The sequence below is a fragment of the Rhodococcus sp. WAY2 genome, from assembly GCF_009859915.1.
GTDB lineage: Bacteria > Actinomycetota > Actinomycetes > Mycobacteriales > Mycobacteriaceae > Rhodococcus_F > Rhodococcus_F oxybenzonivorans.
The window spans coordinates 2,153,676-2,169,105 of the sequence record NZ_CP046572.1 but is presented as its reverse complement, the minus strand read 5'-3'; the positions used below and the strand labels follow the sequence as shown (position 1 = coordinate 2,169,105).

The window sequence follows — 15,430 nt, the reverse complement described above, 5'->3', positions numbered from 1 at the left end:
GATCAGTCGCCTTGCGCGTCCCGTGCCTCTTCGAGCCGGCGAATAAGCGTCGCTGCGTCGAAAGGTCCGGTGTGCCGGGTGAGGTCGGCGCCCGTGGCTCCGAGATAGAACGTCGGTGTCTGCCGGAAGTCACTGGTCTGGGCGTCGAGTTCGTCGTCGTCGACGCGGTGGAGGTACTCACCGGTCCGCAGTTCCTCCTCGAACCGGTTCATGTCCAAGCCGAGTTCCGCCGCATACCCGTAGATTTCGTCCTCATCGAGGGCATCGCTGTTGGCGAACAGGTGATCGTGCATCTCCCAGAACCGGCCCTGCCGGTCGGCTGCCTCCGCGGCGTGGGCAGCGAAACGCGCATGCGGATGCACCTCGTCGAGAGGCAGATGCCGGAACACGTAGCGCAGCGCATCACCGAAATGCGCGCGCACGTCACGGATGCTGCCGGTGGCCTTGGTGCAGAACGGGCACTCGAAGTCGCCGTACTCCACCAAGGTGAGCGGTGCGTCTACCGGTCCCCGTAGGTGATCACGCCCCGGCTGCACCGGCCGCAGAAGGGTGGTTCCGATCGCCTCGGTCGGCGGCGTGCGCCAGTCCGAGAACCGGAACAGCGCCCACCCGAGGACGGTCGCGATCACCGCTGCCGTCAGGACGCCGACACGGGCATCGTTCGCCAGGACAGGCGATTCGATGGCGAGATCGACGATGAACAGTGAGATCGTGAAGCCGATGCCCGCCAGCGCGCTGCCGCCGCTGATCTGGGACAAGTTGAGTCCGGGTGGCAGGCTGCCCGGCCGCATTCTCGAGAAGAGTGCGGTGGAGGCGGTAATGCCGACGAACTTGCCGACCACGAGGCCGAGCACGATGCCCCAGGCGAGCGGCGACCTCACAGCGTCGGCGAGGGTCTGCCCGGTGACGACCACGCCGGCATTGGCCAGCGCGAAAATCGGCACCACGAGGAAGGCGGTGTACGGCTGATAGAACCGCAGGAGCCGCTCGTTGACGGAGACAGCCCGGAGGACGCCGAGCTGGGCGGCCCGGGCGTACTCCGAGTTCGGTGATTGCCGAAACGCGCGAGTGAGTTCGCCCGCCCGCTCCACCTCGCGACGCCTGGGCGGATACACGGGAAGGATCAGGGCGATCAGCACGCCCACGAGCGTGGGATGGACACCGGATTCGTAGAAGGCCACCCACGTACCGGCCGCGACGATGAAGTAGGCGACTCCACGCCACACCTCCAGTCGACGCAACTGCATGATCAGCAGTAGTCCCACCGCGCCGAGCACCAACGGACCGAGCCGCAGATTGTCGGTGTAGAAGAAGGCGATGATGGCGAGCGCGCCGATGTCGTCGGCAACCGCGAGGGTGAGGATGAACACGCGGAGTCGCGCAGGGCACCTCGGTCCGACGAGCGCCAGCGCACCCAGCACGAACGCCGTGTCCGTCGACACCACCACACCCCACGCGGCGGCCTCGTCGCCGCTCGGGTTGAGGACGAGGAACAGCGCGGCCGGCAACGCCAGACCGGCGATGGCGGCGACCAGAGGCACTGCGGCACGGGCTCTGTCGGTGAGTTCACCGATAGTGAGTTCCCGCTTCACCTCGAGGCCGACGACGAAGAAGAACAGCGTCATCAATGCGTCGTTGACCCAGTGCTTCAGGTCGAGACTGATTCCGTAATCCCCGACCTGAATGGTGATCGGCGTGTGCCAGAACGACTCGTACGTGGTCCCGATGTTCGCCCACACCAACGCCAGAACGGTGGCCACGAGCAGGAAGCCGGCCGACAACGTGTCGTCGTCGGTGCCGTCACGAATTCCGGCAAGTCGTGCCGACAACCGCCCCAGGCGTGTGGGATTGTCCTCGACCGCCATCTGTCCCCTCGCTCACGCTCGTGCTGATCACACGTAGTTGTCGACGACAAACTTCGTCAGGCCCTTGCGGATGGTCCGGATCGCCTGCTTCTGCCCCTGCCGCAGCACCGCCTGGGGCAACCGGATCTTCGGGTCGACCGACATCGTGACCCGCACAGAGGTGCCGCGCGACGTGGGCGTGAGGCGGTACTCGCCTTCCTGACTCCGCTGCTTGTCGCTCTCGACGAGAACCCAGGACATCTGCTCGTCGTCGATCCACTTGTGCTCGGCCAACTGGGTGTCCGAGACACCGAGCACCGAGAGTGTCATCCGCACGGTCCGCGGTCGTCCGTCCTCGAACCGCGACTCCACGATGACTTCCTTGTGCACCGCCGACCACTCGGGGATCCGTTCGACATCGACAAGGGCACGCATGACCTGTTCGGGGGCTGCTTCGATCTCGAACTCGCCTGATACCGACAACGACATCGTGTCTCGCACCTCCATGTGTTCGGACCTCGGGAACGGATTGCGCCGTTCTCGGCAGACTAACCGCGGTTCAGGGGTCGGCGCTCGGCGACGGTCACCGTGACGATCAGAGGCCCTCGACGTAGCCCTCGAGCGCCGCGGCCAGTTCCCGGGGTCGGGCCAAGGCGATCAGGTGTCCCGCATCGATCACGTCGGGTGCAATGCCCAGACGCTCCCGCACGATCCGTTTCATGAAGTCGACCGGGAAGAGGCGGTCTCGACTGCCCGCGATCACACGGGTCTTCACGTGCGGCCACTCCTCCGCCCGCCATACCGTCTCGAACGGAGTGTCCGACATGGCGACCTCTTCGGCCTGGAACGCTTCCTCGATGAGCTCTTCCGGCACATCGTGGAAGAACAGTTCCCGCAGATCGTTGGTGGCAGCCGGGTCACGTCCCTCGCTGACCGCGAACGCACGCTGCGCCGCGGACTGCCCGGTATTCGCCCACCACTCGCCCGCCGACTCCCCGGGCGCCGGAAGCATCGGAGCTACCAGGACCAGCAGATCGACGTCGACGTCGGTTCGTTCACACACGATCGCCGCGGTGAACGCCGACATCGACTGCGCGACCAACACGACGGGACCCTCGACGTCGCGGAACGCCTTGACGACGACGTCGGCGAACTCGTATTGACCTGCGCTCTCGTCGCTGTACGGCAGGTCGACGGTGATGGCGGCGTGCCCGTGGCTGGTCAGAATGGGCACGACTCGGTGCCAGTACCACGAGTCGGATCCGGCGCCGGGCAACAAGACGAAAGTCACGGCCATCTCATCGTCTCCCTTCCACGAGCAGAAGCACACCACGGTGCGGTCGCAGGAGCAACCCGATGTCGGCGTGCGTCGTGCTGCCCGTTATGCGGAACTGCGCACAATCGCGGGCACGAAGGACGATGCTGACCAGGTAAGTGGTGCACGTTTCGGGCTGCACACCAGCGCAGTCCACAAGTGCGAAGGAGCTAACTCATGATGGACTCATTCTGGGACTTCCTGTGGTACACGGTGGTCGTGTTCGCGTTCGTCGCTTACCTGATGATTCTGTTCCAGATTTTCGGTGACCTGTTCCGCGATCGCGCTATGTCCGGATTCACGAAAACTCTCTGGATCATTTTTCTGATCGTGCTGCCGTACATCACCGCGTTCGTGTATCTCATCGCCCGCGGTCGCGGGATTGCGGAAAGGCAACTCGAGGCACACAACTCGGCGAGGCAGGCAACCGACCGTTACATCAGGGAAGTGGCCGGCAAGTCGGCTGCCGAGCAGATCGCCGACGCGAAAGCACTCCTCGACGCGGGCACCATCAACCAGGCCGAGTACGACACTCTCAAAGCGAAGGCGCTCGGCTGAGCAATATCACCAATTCCGATTCTGCTATCGCGCATGGTATCTGGAGGACCCCGACGCGGACTCGCAGGTGCCGGCGCGCTTCGTGCACGGGTGGCTCCGCCGGTTGACCGGACACGTAGTCCCAGGACGGGTCGGGTCCGACACTGGTCACAGGCCTCGGTCGTGCCGAGAGAACAGGTCGTGACACGACTATCACGCTCGTTCACGGGTACTACTTCCGTACCGATCTGTGCCGGGGAGGGACCATGACAACCGAGAACCAGGGCAACCGCACCGACGTCGACAAGGCGTTGCTCGGGCACACCACCTATCGCAGCCTCGGCGAACAGCAGCTCTCACCCGCCGAGGAGCGATTCGAGAAGGGCCGCCGCACGATCGGGCTCTTTCTCGCGCCACTGATCACGATCGTCTTCCTCGCCCTGCCGATCGACATACCGCCCAACCAGCAGACGTTGGCAGGCGTGCTGCTCGGCGTCATCGTGTTGTGGGTGACCGAGGCGGTGCCGATCCCGATCGGCGGGCTGCTCGGGGTGGCGATCGTGGTGTTTCTGGGCGTGGCGCCGGCCGACGAGGTGCTCGCCGCGTTCGGGTCGTCGACGATCTTCACGTTCATCGGAGCGTTCATCCTTGCCCAGGCGATGCTCAAACACGGCGTCGCACGGCGGTTCGCGTTTCGGATCCTGACCCTGCCGCGTGTCGGCCAGTCCACCACCGGTGTGATCGTGGCGTTCGGCGCGATCACGTGCGGACTCTCGGCGTTCGTATCCAACACCGCGACCGTGGCCATGCTGCTGCCCACCGCCCTGGGCATCCTCGGCGTCATCGCGAAACTCATGCAGCGCCGCGGCGTCGTGGCCGAGGACTTCGACCCCCTGCGGGTCCGGGTGGGTGCCGCGATCATGCTGATGTTGGCATACAGCGCCAGCGTGGGCGGCCTGTTGACACCGGTCGGAAGCCCACCCAACCTGATCGGACGCGGGCTCATCGAGGAGGCCACCGGGGAGCGGATCAGCTTCGGGCAGTGGATGGTGATGGCCATCCCGATCTGCCTGCTGATGTTCATCGCGCTCGCCATCATCCTGCTGCGCATCAACAAACCGGAGATCCGGCGCATCGAAGGCGTCGCCGACTACCTGGCGGAGCAGCGTGCAGAAATGGGTCCGCTGTCGCGTGCCGAGAAGAACACGCTCATCGCGTTCGGAGTCACAGTGACGCTGTGGATCCTGCCCGGTGTCGTCGCGGTGATCGCCGGCAACGACTCGGACCTCTACGGCACGATCAGCGACCGACTCGACGAGGGCATGGTTGCGGTCTTCGGAGCGGCATTGCTCTATCTGCTGCCGACAGATTGGGGAAATCGCGAATTCACGCTGACCTGGCGGGACGCAGCAGAAATCGACTGGGGCACGATCGTGCTGTTCGGTAGCGGCATCATCTTCGGCTCACTGCTCGCCGACACCGGACTCGCCGAGACGATCGGCACATCCGTCGCGGACTCGCTAGGCCTGACCAGCGTCGTCGCCATCACCGTGTTCGCGGTGCTGCTGGCCATCGCCGTATCGGAGACGACGAGCAACACGGCGTCGGCGGCGGTCGTGGTGCCGATCGTGATCCCGGTGGCGTTGGCGGCCGGTGTCAACCCCTTCGTGCCTGCGCTCGCGGCCACATTCGCCGCATCGTTCGGATTCATGCTGCCGGTCTCGACGCCGCAGAACGCCGTGGTCTACGGCTCCGGAGCCGTCCGAATTACCACGATGATCCGAAGCGGAATCACCTTCGACATCGTCGGTGCGGTTCTGATCATCGTCTTCCTGCCCCTGATGATCGCCGTGGTCGGCCTCGGCGGTGGGTGATCAGTCGGTGCGGCCATGTCATCGACCGGGATCTGGTGCCATGAGACCCTCACCTCGGGGGTGGCGACGGAACCATGTGGCATAGCGATCGGCCAACGGCGCGGCAGTGAGTCCGTGGGCAAGCACCGAAAGTCCGATGGTGATGACGGCGGTGGTCAGCAGTAATTCCTCGTGGGGCAGCTCGCCGGATTCTTCGAAGATGAGGATGACGAAGACGATGGTCGCGAGTCCGCGCGGCCCGAACCATCCGAGGAAGGCGACGGTGGGGGCGCGCGGACGTGTCCCGACCAGCGACAGCGCGACGGGAACCATCCGGACGACGGTCAGACTCACGACCGCGTAGCCGAGCACGGCCCACGACAGATGGCCGAGAGCGGGTCCGAGCAGCACGGCGCCGAAAACGATGAAGGTGATCGCGCTGAACAGGTCACCGGCCTCGTCGAGGGAGTCGGCACCGTCACTGCTCTCGCCATCGCCGTGGTTGACCTCGGCGCGGTGGCGGATGGCGTTGAAGGTGAGTCCGCCGACGAACGCAGCGATGAAACCGGAACCGCCCAACGGCACGGCGACGGTGTAGGCGAGCAGGGCCGCCGTCAAGGGAACGGTCTGAGCCCACAACGGGTCGATCGTGCGGTGGCGGCCGGCTATCACCAGGATCGCCGCCGCTATCGCCCCGGCACCGATTCCCGCGACGATGCCGTAACCGATCTGCTCGGCGACCAACCGGGCCGCGGCGCCGCCGCCGATCGCCCCTGACTCGGCCTGCGCAATCGCCAGCACGATCAAGAACAGCGGCACGCAGATTCCGTCGTTGAGCCCGCTCTCGACGTTCAAACCCTGCCGTATTCGGGACGGCAGGATCGGCAGGGTGACCACGGCCTGGCCGAGAGCAGCGTCGGTCGGCGCGAGGATCACCGCAAGCAGGAGCGCCTCGGGCCACGCCAGATCACCGAGTAGGAGCAGGGCGGCACCGAAACCGGTCGCGATGGTCAATGGCAGGCCGATACCCAGCAGACGGGCTGGGAGGGCGATTTCGGCACGGAGGGCTGACAGGTTGACCCGGGAGGCGTCGGAGAAGAGCACGAGCGCGAGCGTCACCTCCGCGAGGAGTTTCACCGTTTCGGCGGCGGGATGCACGTCGATCAGCCCCACTGTGCTTGCACCGAGGAGCAGACCGCCGACGGTGAAGACGATCGGGGCGGTGATCGGCGTGCCCGCAGTCCGGCCGGAGACCGCCGCGTAGGCGAGCAGAATCGCAGCGATTGCGGGGAGTGCCCAGGTCATGGCGGACCGATTACTGGCGGGAGGTCGCGACCCGGACGACCTCGGCGGGGTCGACGAGGTGGGAGTGGTCGTCTTCGCCGACGTCGATCTTCACGACCTCGATACGCCCATTGAACTTGGCGGCGCCGATGTAGTCGGTACTCACCGGCATACCGAAGTCGTTGCCGATGTCGGTGGTCTCGTCCGCCGAGAAGACCATCGGTTGCGTCTGGTCGACCCGGCCACTGCCGACGCTGCGGCCGTCGATGTAGAGGGTGACGGTCCCGCCCTTCGCCAGACCGCCCCCGTCGTAGGCGAACTCGGCGCGGACCTGGTGACTGCCGGTGTCGAGGTCTTCCGTTGCCCCGACGACGAATTCGCTCATGCCGAGCAGGTTGTAGACGAATCTCACTCGTCCCTCCCTGACGTAGAAAGCCCAGCCGCCGAAGCGACCGCCCTGGGCGATCATGACACCGTTGGTGGGCCCGTCCTTCGGCGTCTCGATCGCCGCGGTTACCGAAAACGACCGGTTCTTGATGTCGATCACGCTGTGTTCACTGAGCCGCTTCATCCCCGGGAACAACACCTGCGAGGTTCCCGTCACGAGTTGCGGTCGGCCGGCGATGGTCGGGTTCAGCCGTTCGAAGCGGCGGTCGTCGATGGGAAGAACGTTGAATTTCACCGCCTCGATCAACCAGAGCCGTTGCAGTGCAGCAAGTTTATCGGGCATCTCGGCGACGAGGTCATGGGCCTGCGACCAGTCGGTCGACCCGTCGTACAGTTCCCACACGTCGTCATCGAGAGCGGGCAGCACCTCGTTCGGCAACCACGGGGTGCTGTGCCGGGTGACCGCGCTCCAGCCCTTGTAGTAAATGCCGCGATTACCGGCCATCTCGAAGTACTGCAGGTCGTGTCGTTCCGGAGCCTCCGGCTGATCGAAGCTGTACAGCATGCTCGGGCCCTCGAGCGGAGTCTGCTGCACCCCGTTGACGAACGTGGGCTCGGGCAGTCCGGCGGCCTCGAGCACCGTCGCCGCCACGTCGACGACATGGGTGAATTGCGACCGAACTTCACCCTTGCTGCGGATCCCGGCGGGCCAGTGGACGATGGTGCCGTTGCGCGTGCCACCCCAGTGCGAGGCGACCTGCTTGGTCCATTGGAACGGCGCACACATCGCCCACGCCCAGCCCACCGAGTAGTGGTTGTAGGCCTCCGGGGTGCCGAGTTTGTCCTTCACCTCGGCCATGAACTCCGGGGTCTCGATGGCGGCGAGACCGTTGAAGTTCGCCATCTCGTTGAATGCGCCGTTGATGGTTCCCTCGGCGGAGGCACCGTTGTCGCCGATGATGTAGTAGACGAGGGTGTTGTCCAGGGCGCCTATCGTTTCGATCGCGTCGATCACGCGGCCGACGTGAAAGTCGGTGTGCTCGAGGAATCCCGCGTACACCTCCATCTGGCGTTCCAGCACCGGTTTGAGTGCGTCGTCCATCTCCTCCCACCCGGGGATAGCCTCCGGGCGCGCCGTGAGTTCGGTGTCGGCAGGGACGACGCCGCGCCGCTTCTGCTGCTCGAGAGTCGACTCGCGTTGCGCGTCCCATCCGCCGGCGAACTGGCCGGCGTACTTGTCCGCCCACTCCGGGGGCACGTGATGCGGGGCGTGCGTGGCCCCGGGTGCGAAGTACACGAAGAACGGTTTGTTCGGGGCGAGGGACTTCTGGCTCCGAATCCAGTCGATGGCGTGGTCGGCGAGATCCTCGGTGAGGTGGTAGCCGTCCTCGGGTGTCTTGTCCACCTCGATCGGCGCCACGCCCTCGTACAGCGCCGGATAGTACTGGTTGTTCTCGCCGCCGATGAAGCCGTAGAAGTGCTCGAAGCCACCGCCGCCGGTCGGCCACGCGTCGAACGGCCCGATCGGGGACGTCTGCCACGGCGGCACCTCGTGGCACTTCCCGAACTGGGCGGTCGAGTAACCGTTGAGTTTCAGGGTCATCGGCAGTGCGGCCTTGGTGTTCGGCCGCAGCCCGGACGAGCCCGGCGCCGAGGTCGCGGTTTCGGTGATCATGCCCATCCCCACCGAGTGGTGGTTGCGGCCGCTGAGCAGCGCGGCTCGGGTCGGTGCGCAGAGGGCGGTGGTGTGGAAGCGGTTGTAGGTGAGGCCGCCCCGTTGCAGTCGCTCCGCGGTCGGGGTGTGTGCCGGGCCGCCGAAGGCGCTGGCGGCGCCGAAACCCACGTCGTCGAGGAGGATCACCAGAACGTTCGGGGCGTCCTCCGGTGGAAGCAGAGGTTGGATCGGTGGGAAAGCGGTGTCCGGGTCTTTCGCGTCATAGGTGATCAGTCCGAGGTGCTGCCGGTCGGGTATCGGTAAAACCTCACGCCGCTCCACCATGACTACTCACAACCTCTTCGCGTGTCGTCGGAACGCTCGCGGGTCCTCTGCTGGGCCCGGAGTGCACAGCACTGCCTGACCTCAGCGTGCCCGGGCGTAGCCAGCCCGCACCTCACCCACTGCGGGTGAGCTCGCCACGCCGCCGGCCGGCGGAGTACTGACGGCGTTCGCCGATCTCACGGTGGAAGACTCCGAGGGGCGAGGAGGACGCCCCTCGTTGCGGGTACCGACGCACGAGATGACCCGTCAGCGGCTCCGCCTCCCGCGCCCCAGCCGCTTGCCGACGCGATCGAACCATTCCAGGACGGCGCGCTCGTACACGATCCCGAAGTCCAGTGTCGCCAACGCATATTCGTTGGAGCTGTGCACTTCGGCCTCGCGCTCGTACTCGGCGAGCTGATGCTCGTGTGCGGTGCGGTGGGAGTCCAGCATCGCGTCCAACCGCTCGGGCGGAAGATGCGCGCCGAACGCGACGGTGAGCAGCAATGGATAGCGAATGTTCTCCGCTGCGGGGTCGAGTTCGATCCAGTCCGCGAACGCCCGCCGACCCTCATCGGTCAGGGTGTAGGGCTTACGCTCGCGGGTGCCCCGCTCCCCCGCCTCGATCAACCCGGCACGCTCCATCGCTGCAAGCTCCCGATAGACCTGGCTGGTCGTGATCGACCAGAACTTGCCGATGCGTTCCTGGGCGGTGACCACCAGGTCCCACCCCGTCTTCGATCCCTCGTGGAGGAAACCGAGAAGCGACGCGGCGGTGGCATTGAGGGGGCGTTCGGCCATGACATCGTCCTTCGTAAGTGAGGGGTTGACATTCCACTGTGTCATATCGATCATAGAAGACATCGACATTCCACAGTGGAATGTCACCGCCGAGGAGGGTCCGATGGAGTACGCGGACAACATCCGGATATCCGATTCCGAACGCGAGAAGGTCGTCGACGAACTCGGCCGGCATCTCACCGCTGGGCGACTGACAATCGACGAGTTCGACCAGCGGGTAGCCCAGGTGTATCGGTCGGTCACCCAAGCACAGGTACGTCAGGTGTTGCGCGACCTTCCGGCCGCCCCCGCACCTGCCTCGCGCCGGATCCGATCACCCCAGCCTGCACGCCGGCGTCTCCCGAGCCACCAACGCATCGAGTGGCTTGCCTGGCTCGCCGCCGGAAGCCTCAACATCGTGATCTGGGGCATCATCTCGCTCGCCACCGGCGTCATGATCTACTTCTGGCCGGTCTGGGTGATCGGCCCCTGGGGCTTGGTACTGCTGAGCCGAACGCTGCTCGGCCGCGAAGGCACGTGCAGCAAGATCACAGGAACCATGCGGTGCAATAACCGATTGAGCGCCGCGGCCCACAACTGAACACCACTCGACGGCGCCGTGCCGAAGGCCTCGTTCGCATGCAGGCGAGCTATTCGCACACACGTTCGAATAGCTGGTAGACTCGGAGTCGCGACGCGGAAAGACCCCCATCTGACGCGCTCGCCCTACCGAGAAACCACCATCGCATCGAGTACGAGGTGAAGTCCGATGGACGAAGTGATGAGCAAGGCCGACGAACTCGAGCGCCTCGTACGCCGGCTCGCCGACCTCGATGACCAACGAGTCTGTATCGGCACCGAACTCGTCGGTTTGGAGCACTTCTTCCGCAAGGCCGGGTGCCCCGAACTGTCACAACTGGCGTTCAACACATTCATGAGCCGATACGTCGGGCGCGTTCTGGAGCTTGCCGACGGAATGCGCGAATGAGCGGGGTCCGGCGCACACCGCCGGTCCCGCCGACCACCTTGAAAGAACCCGGAGCTGGGGTGAAACACCAGCGCACCCCACGGCGATACATTCAGTAGAGCCGCTGCTGGAGCCTCCAGCGACCGGACCACCACCACGGGATCGAGTCGAGAAATGTTCACCAATCACCTGTTCGGAGAAATGACCGAGCAGGAAATCGACATCGAAATCGCCGAGGAACTGGCGGCCTCCAAGTAGCTCCCCCGAGACAAGGCGACGCGAATCGCGACTGTCCCATCAGTTGCCCCCAAGGGCCGAGATTCCAAGTGATGCCGAGCAGGCATCAGTTGGTCAAGCGGTGGTACTTGCGCATCTGTGTATCGAAGATCCGGACTGGGGCGAAGCGGCGCAACATGCTGACACGTGAGGCCAGCGGGCCGCTGGTATAGCGCTGCTTCGGCTTCGAATCCGTCGCCGCCGCTACGACCGCGCGTGCGACGGTGGCCGGGGTGTCGCCGCCTTCGACCGACGTCGCAAGCACCTGATCGGCGATCCGGCGTTGCTTCTCGTAGGCCGGCAACGGCGAATCAGGCCGCGCACTGTTCGCCTCGAACCCGGTGTTCGTCCCACCGGGCTCGACCAGGAGAACCCGCACGCCGTGTTCGCGGACCTCGTGGTCCACCGACTCGGAGTAGCCCTCGACCGCATGCTTCGACGCGACGTAGGCGGCCAGGTACGGTCCCGGGATCAGCCCGTAGACCGACGAAAGGTTGATGATGCGCCCACGTCCCAGCGTTCGCATGTGCGGCAACACCGCCCTCGTCATACGCATCACGCCGAAGACGTTGATATCGAAGACGCCCCATGACTGTGCAACGGAGTTTTCCTCGGCCGCGCCCATCAAACCGATGCCTGCGTTGTTGACCAGGACGTCGATCTGCCCGAACCGTGCGATCACCTGCTCGACCAAGGCGCTGACCGATGCCTCATCGGTCACGTCCAGGTCGAAGAACGTCACACCGTCGAGCGGGGTGCTTCGCGAGGCGTCGCGGCTGGTGCCGACAACCGTGAAACCCGCCTTCACCAGCGCGAGTGCCGATTCTCGCCCGATGCCGGATGACGCACCCGTAACGAGGGCCACCTGCTGAGTTGACGTCATCATTGGACTCCCTGACTTCTGAAACCGATCGGTTTACCTCCACACCCTAAACCGATCGGTTTTCAGTCGCAACCCGCGACAAGGTCGCTCGCACTCCTCGCGTCCGACCCCACGTCACACCGACACCACGTTCGCTGCCGCCACCCGCACCTGGAATTCGAGGCAGCCGACAGCTTCGCGAGCGGCGACGAGCGCCTGCTCGGCCGTGTCTCCGAGGGCCCGTGCGTAGGCCACCCGCGAGTCCGACGACTCCAGGACCTCGACCCTGCTGCCCGGTCGGACCAGCGACTGCACCTCGGTCACACCGTCGACGTTCCGGGCGTCGTCGAGGCCGCCGACCTCCGTGAGCACTCCTGCAACCGGGGCGGCCGCGAACCAGATCGCGGAACACCGACCGGGCCGCTCCTCGGCGAGAACCGCCCGAATTCCCGGAAGAACCTTCTCCCCTACCGTTTGGCGCACGACACAGTCGGCGAGGTCGACGCCGGTGGCGTCGAAGGCGAGAGCTGGAATCTCGTCGCCTCCCATTCGCACGTGGGTCTCGATCACCTTCGGTCCCTGGGATCCGAGGACGATCTCGGTGTGCGTGGCCCCGAATTCCACTCCGAGTGCGTCGAGCAGCCGTTCCACATAGGTGTGCACCTGTTCTTCCTCGGCCGCCGAAAGTTCGGCCGGTGCCACGTGGCCGAGTTCGACAAAGGTGGCCGGGTCGGAGAATTTGCGCGTAATGGCGACGACCTGATGTTCACTGCTTTCCGAGAACGCCTCGACACTGAATTGCGGTCCCTCATGGAATTGCTCCACCAGCACGCCGCTGTTCGGAAGGCCGTCGAAGCTGCCTCCCGCGCGCTCGAACGCCGCCGCGAGCGCGGCCTCCTCCCGAACCACGGCCACCCCGGCGCTGCCCGCGCCGCAGACCGGTTTCACGACACAGGGCAGGCCGTGTTTCCCCACGAACGTGTGCAGTGTGTCCACGTCGGCGACGATGGCGGAGGCGGTGGAGTCGATGCCCGCGTCCCGGAGCTGCGCGCGCATGGCGTCTTTGTCGTGGATCAACGCGACCGTGCGCCGCGAGTGGGTGGACAGGCCTAGCGCCTCGCCGATCGCGGCGCAGCGGTCCTGATCGCGTTCACCGAACGTCGCGATGCGGGTGAACGGATGCCGGGCGTGCGCCGCCCTGGCCAGTGCTATCCATTCCTCGTCCGGGGCGTCGTGCCGCACGGCGATCACCCGGGCGTGCTCGGTCAGTTGCCGGAGCTTGGCAACGAAGTCGAGCCGGCAGATCACGGAGGTCTGCGTGCCGGGGAGGGCGCTGCGGACCCGGCTCGGAAGGTCGCGGCCGCTGCCGACGACCAAGACGTGTTCGGTCATGTTTTCACCTTGCTTTCTGGAGTGGGAACGCCGGTAGCTGCTCGTCCGAGAGAGTTTGTGCGCGTGCACGTTCGGCGTGGCAGCGACGCGCCGCCGTCCGCGAGACCAAGGTTGCGGCACCGAACGTTCCGGCCAGGACGGGCCAGGCGATCAGCCCTGCCGGTAGCAGGACGACGACGAGGAGGGTGGGGCCGACCACCTTCTGGCCGGTCATTCCGAGACTGAACGCGCCGAGATAGCGGGCGACGGCAGGCTGCGGCGACAGTTCCGCCGACAACTCCCAGGCCGCCACCGAGTGGACATTCTCGGCAACGGACAGCACCACGACCGCGAGCAGAACGGCGACCACCGCGGTAGGGGTCGCGGCCAGGTGTCCCAGAGCGAGCAACCCGCAGCAGATCGCCATCAGGGCTCCGGTCGCGATCAGAAGTCGCGTGGCCGCGGCCGGGCCGCGGGCGAATCGGGCCACATACACCTGCAGCACCACGGTCAGCACGGTGTTGACGGCCATGAACACCGGCACCCACACAATCGGCACCGCGGTGTACTCGAGAATCCAGATCGGCAGCAGAACAATCAGCACCGTGTCGTACAGCGCCAGCACGCCGTTCCCGACGGTGAATACCATGAACCACCGGTCGCGCAGTGGTGAGCGCACTGCAGCCGCGGCCGGATCCTCGTCGGCGCGAGAAGGTTTGCGCTCCACAACCGTTCCTGTCCTGCGGAGGACGAGTCGCACGGCCACCGCGACGGCGAGAAAGGAGATCCCGTTTCCCACGAACAGCGCTGTGAAGGCCGCCTGCGCGCCCGTCGCGAAGACGATGCCTGCCAGAAGGAACCCGACAGTGAGTCCCACATTTCGAATAGCGCGGATGGTGGCCATCGTCCGGGTGCGGTCGTGACCGCCGATCACGGCTGTGATGACGGCTTGCTGGATCGGACTGCTCGACCGGTCGGCGGCGGTGAGCACCACGGTGAGCAGCAGGTAGGCAGTGAAGTCGGAGACAAGCGCAAAGCAGCCGTAGCCGAGGCCGCGCACTACCAGCAGGGCGACGTAGAACCGCGCCGGACCCACCCGGTCGGCAATCCGGCCCAGGGGCACCGGGGCGAGCAGGGCGAGCGCACCCGCCATGGTGGTCGCAAGGGCGATCTGATTGGCGCTGAGGCCGACGACGCCGATGAAGTACAGGGCGAAGGACGCGAAGAACATGCCGGTACCGAGCGAGTCGATTCCGGCACCGACGGCCAGCGTGCGACCCGCGGGACTGCTGGGAAGCAGCACACCACCGAGTCGCCGTAGGCCCGGGTTCACGGGAGGATTCCTCGGGTCGCGAACGCTCGGACGAGATCCGCCGAACGGTGCACGTGGTTGGCGGTGGCGGCCTCGGGCGCAGGGCCGCGCACATGATTCCAGGCATACCGGCGTGCCGCGTTGACGAGCAGTTCGACTGTCGGAACGGGCAATACGGTCGATCTGGCCTGCGCGATCAGAGCTGCGGCGATCAGTAGCCGGCTCATCCTGTCTACCAGCACCCATCCCGCGGCAGCGACGGTCGCGGGATCTGCCCCGACCCATTCGTGGCGTGTGGTGGCCACGACGGCGAGGCCGTCGTTCACCATCTGCCAGGCGGCGAGCAACCGACCTTCGGGCGCCGATCCGAGCAGCTCGCGGGTCCGGTCGGTGACGGCGTCGAAATGCGCGGCCACCGTGAGCAGTTCCAGTGCGTGGACGGTGAGCACCCAGCAGTCGCTCCGCGCACCGGTGGGCCCGCCGGTGGAAGCGACATCCGCGGCGAGCGAGTACGCGACGGCGCGCCGTGCCGCGCGGCGTGCCCGACCGTGAGACGCCTCCGGCAGCGCATGCCATGCCCGTGCACCCAGCACGGTCACCACCCGGTCCACGACCTCCTCCCGTCGAGCGACAGCGGTGGGTGTGTCGCCGGATTGTTCTGTCC

14 protein-coding genes are annotated in these 15,430 nt (G+C 65.9%); 4 read left to right on the top strand and 10 right to left on the bottom strand.

Annotated elements, in window-relative coordinates; all coding sequences use genetic code 11:
- Window positions 1-2: 2 nt before the first annotated feature.
- The 3 genes from nhaA to GFS60_RS10080 all read right to left on the bottom strand — a co-directional run bounded on the left by nhaA (window position 3) and on the right by GFS60_RS10080 (window position 3,141).
- The gene (nhaA, locus tag GFS60_RS10090; RefSeq protein WP_159920902.1) at window positions 3-1,865 is read right to left on the bottom strand and encodes a Na+/H+ antiporter NhaA; all 1,863 of its coding nucleotides are present in this window, start codon (window positions 1,863-1,865) and stop codon (window positions 3-5) included.
- A gap of 27 nt (window positions 1,866-1,892) precedes the next feature.
- Window positions 1,893-2,333 (bottom strand): SRPBCC family protein, encoded by a 441-nt coding sequence (locus GFS60_RS10085; protein WP_159927032.1) that lies wholly within the window; start codon window positions 2,331-2,333, stop codon window positions 1,893-1,895.
- Between the two features lie 106 nt (window positions 2,334-2,439).
- A complete protein-coding gene (locus GFS60_RS10080) occupies window positions 2,440-3,141 on the bottom strand; it encodes an alpha/beta fold hydrolase (protein ID WP_159920900.1) in 702 nt (233 codons plus the stop codon).
- A gap of 195 nt (window positions 3,142-3,336) precedes the next feature.
- Here GFS60_RS10080 and GFS60_RS10075 point away from each other — a divergent pair, with 195 nt between their 5' ends.
- Window positions 3,337-3,717: an SHOCT domain-containing protein gene (locus GFS60_RS10075; protein ID WP_201453543.1), complete on the top strand. Its 381-nt coding sequence runs from the start codon at window positions 3,337-3,339 to the stop codon at window positions 3,715-3,717.
- Window positions 3,718-3,962: 245 nt separating this feature from the next.
- A complete protein-coding gene (locus GFS60_RS10070) occupies window positions 3,963-5,570 on the top strand; it encodes an SLC13 family permease (protein WP_159920898.1) in 1,608 nt (535 codons plus the stop codon).
- A gap of 18 nt (window positions 5,571-5,588) precedes the next feature.
- On the opposite strand, the gene GFS60_RS10065 is transcribed toward GFS60_RS10070, so the two are convergent.
- From GFS60_RS10065 to GFS60_RS10055, 3 genes are all read right to left on the bottom strand, one after another.
- Window positions 5,589-6,854 carry a cation:proton antiporter gene (locus GFS60_RS10065; RefSeq protein WP_159920896.1) on the bottom strand — a complete coding sequence of 422 codons (1,266 nt, stop codon included), beginning with the start codon at window positions 6,852-6,854 and terminating at the stop codon, window positions 5,589-5,591.
- 10 nt (window positions 6,855-6,864) lie between these two features.
- Entirely contained in the window at window positions 6,865-9,219 is a 2,355-nt protein-coding gene (locus GFS60_RS10060; RefSeq protein ID WP_159920894.1) for an arylsulfatase, read from the bottom strand.
- Between the two features lie 246 nt (window positions 9,220-9,465).
- Window positions 9,466-9,999, bottom strand: a complete 534-nt coding sequence (locus GFS60_RS10055; RefSeq protein ID WP_159920892.1) for a PadR family transcriptional regulator — start codon at window positions 9,997-9,999, stop codon at window positions 9,466-9,468.
- Window positions 10,000-10,102: 103 nt separating this feature from the next.
- On the opposite strand from GFS60_RS10055, the gene GFS60_RS10050 reads away from it, so the two are divergent.
- Window positions 10,103-10,579: a DUF1707 SHOCT-like domain-containing protein gene (locus tag GFS60_RS10050; RefSeq protein WP_159920890.1), complete on the top strand. Its 477-nt coding sequence runs from the start codon at window positions 10,103-10,105 to the stop codon at window positions 10,577-10,579.
- 168 nt (window positions 10,580-10,747) lie between these two features.
- Window positions 10,748-10,966 carry a hypothetical protein gene (locus tag GFS60_RS10045; protein WP_109328315.1) on the top strand — a complete coding sequence of 73 codons (219 nt, stop codon included), beginning with the start codon at window positions 10,748-10,750 and terminating at the stop codon, window positions 10,964-10,966.
- A 322-nt stretch (window positions 10,967-11,288) separates the two neighbouring features.
- On the opposite strand, the gene GFS60_RS10040 is transcribed toward GFS60_RS10045, so the two are convergent.
- The 4 genes from GFS60_RS10040 to GFS60_RS10025 all read right to left on the bottom strand — a co-directional run bounded on the left by GFS60_RS10040 (window position 11,289) and on the right by GFS60_RS10025 (window position 15,377).
- The gene (locus GFS60_RS10040; RefSeq protein ID WP_201453542.1) at window positions 11,289-12,104 is read right to left on the bottom strand and encodes an oxidoreductase; all 816 of its coding nucleotides are present in this window, start codon (window positions 12,102-12,104) and stop codon (window positions 11,289-11,291) included.
- Window positions 12,105-12,218: 114 nt separating this feature from the next.
- A complete protein-coding gene (locus GFS60_RS10035; RefSeq protein ID WP_159920886.1) occupies window positions 12,219-13,475 on the bottom strand; it encodes an ATP-grasp domain-containing protein in 1,257 nt (418 codons plus the stop codon).
- A 4-nt stretch (window positions 13,476-13,479) separates the two neighbouring features.
- Window positions 13,480-14,787: an MFS transporter gene (locus GFS60_RS10030; protein WP_159920884.1), complete on the bottom strand. Its 1,308-nt coding sequence runs from the start codon at window positions 14,785-14,787 to the stop codon at window positions 13,480-13,482.
- On the bottom strand, window positions 14,784-15,377 hold the full coding sequence (locus GFS60_RS10025) for a hypothetical protein (protein ID WP_236603426.1): 594 nt from the start codon (window positions 15,375-15,377) through the stop codon (window positions 14,784-14,786). Before GFS60_RS10025 ends, GFS60_RS10030 begins: the two co-directional genes overlap by 4 nt.
- Window positions 15,378-15,430 lie beyond the last annotated feature (53 nt).